This window comes from Kitasatospora sp. MY 5-36 (genome assembly GCF_001182915.1).
Classification (GTDB): domain Bacteria; phylum Actinomycetota; class Actinomycetes; order Streptomycetales; family Streptomycetaceae; genus Kitasatospora.
Window position 1 is genome coordinate 1 of sequence record NZ_LFVW01001199.1, and the last position, 1,420, is coordinate 1,420.

Below are 1,420 nucleotides of genomic sequence, written 5' to 3' on the forward strand. Positions count from 1 at the left end.
GCCCGCGCCGCAGTACCGGGAGGCCCCGCCGCAGCGCCGCGAGGAGCCGCCGGCCCCGGCCCGCCGCGAGCCCGGGCCGGCCCGCGAGCCGCGCCCGCGCAGCCGCAACCGGATGTACATCCCGGGGCTCGGCTGCTTCAAGGGCTGTCTGATGGTGCTGCTGGTGCTGGCCGTGGCCGGGGTGGCGCTGTGGAACTTCACGCCGCTGCCGCACTACTGGGACAACGTCGTGGGCTGGTTCGACTCGGCGCGCGACTGGGCGAACAGCCTCTTCGGCAAGTAGCGCCGCCCGAGGCCGGAGCCGATCCGGAGCCGGAACCGGTCCGGGTCCGGAACCGGTCCGGGTCCGGACGGCGTTCCGGCCTCCGGCCCGCCCGGGCGGCCGCATTGACGCTATGTCGACAATTATCGAGATTTCTCGGCCGGGACTCCCGCTCCGGGCCCTTCGGGCGGCCCCCGCAGGCCCTCCGGGCGCGTAGGTTGGTCGCTGTTGTCCCGCCCCACCGAGCGCGCCGGACCCCCGGAGCGCTCCCGCGCCGCCCACGGAGCAGCATTGGCACGCAAGATCGGCAGCCGGTACACCGTCCACCAGGTGATCGGCCGGGGTTCGGCCGGGACGGTCTGGCTCGGTGAAGGGCCCGACGGTCCGGTGGCGGTCAAGCTGCTGCGCGAGGACCTCGCCGCCGACCAGGTGCTGGTCGGCCGCTTCGTCCAGGAGCGCACCGCGCTGACCAGCCTCGACCACCCCCGGGTGGTCGGCGTGCGCGACATGGTGGTGGACGGCAGCGACCTCGCCCTGGTGATGGAGCTGGTCCAGGGCACCGACCTGCGCTCCCGGCTGGAGCGGGACGGCGCGCTGCCCCCGCAGACCGCCGCCTCGGTCATCGCCGACGTCGCCGACGGCCTGGCCGCCGCGCACGCGGCCGGGATCGTCCACCGCGACGTCAAGCCGGAGAACGTCCTGCTCGACCTCGCCGCCGCCCCCGGCCCCGGCGGCGCCCCGCGCGCCAAGCTCACCGACTTCGGGGTGGCCCGCCTGGTCGACGCCCCGCGCCGCACCCGGGCCACCCGGATCATCGGCACCCCGGACTACCTCGCCCCCGAGATCATCGAGGGCCTGGAGCCGCGCGCCGCCGTCGACATCTACGCCCTCGCCACCGTGCTGTACGAGCTGCTGGCCGGCTTCACCCCGTTCGGCGGCGGCCACACCGGCGCGGTGCTGCGCCGGCACGTCACCGAGCAGGTCCCGCCGATCCCCGGCCTGCCGGACGGGCTGTGGCGGATCATCTCCGAGTGCCTGGCCAAGGCCCCGGCCTCCCGGCTGCGCGCCGCCGAGCTGGCCTCGCGGCTGCGCGAGCAGCTGCCCTCGCTGGCCGGCCTGCCGGTGCTCGCCGTGCCCGGCCAGGGCCGGGCCCCGGCC

The 1,420-nt window shown here is 76.5% G+C and carries 1 protein-coding gene and 1 pseudogene; both read left to right on the forward strand.

What is annotated here, in order from left to right:
* Positions 1-283 (forward strand): annotated as a pseudogene (locus AE652_RS41375) (serine/threonine protein kinase); the annotation flags it as partial.
* Positions 284-553: 270 nt separating this feature from the next.
* Positions 554-1,420, forward strand: an 867-nt coding sequence (locus AE652_RS41380) for a serine/threonine-protein kinase (RefSeq protein ID WP_049661148.1), incomplete at its 3' end; no start/stop codon positions are given.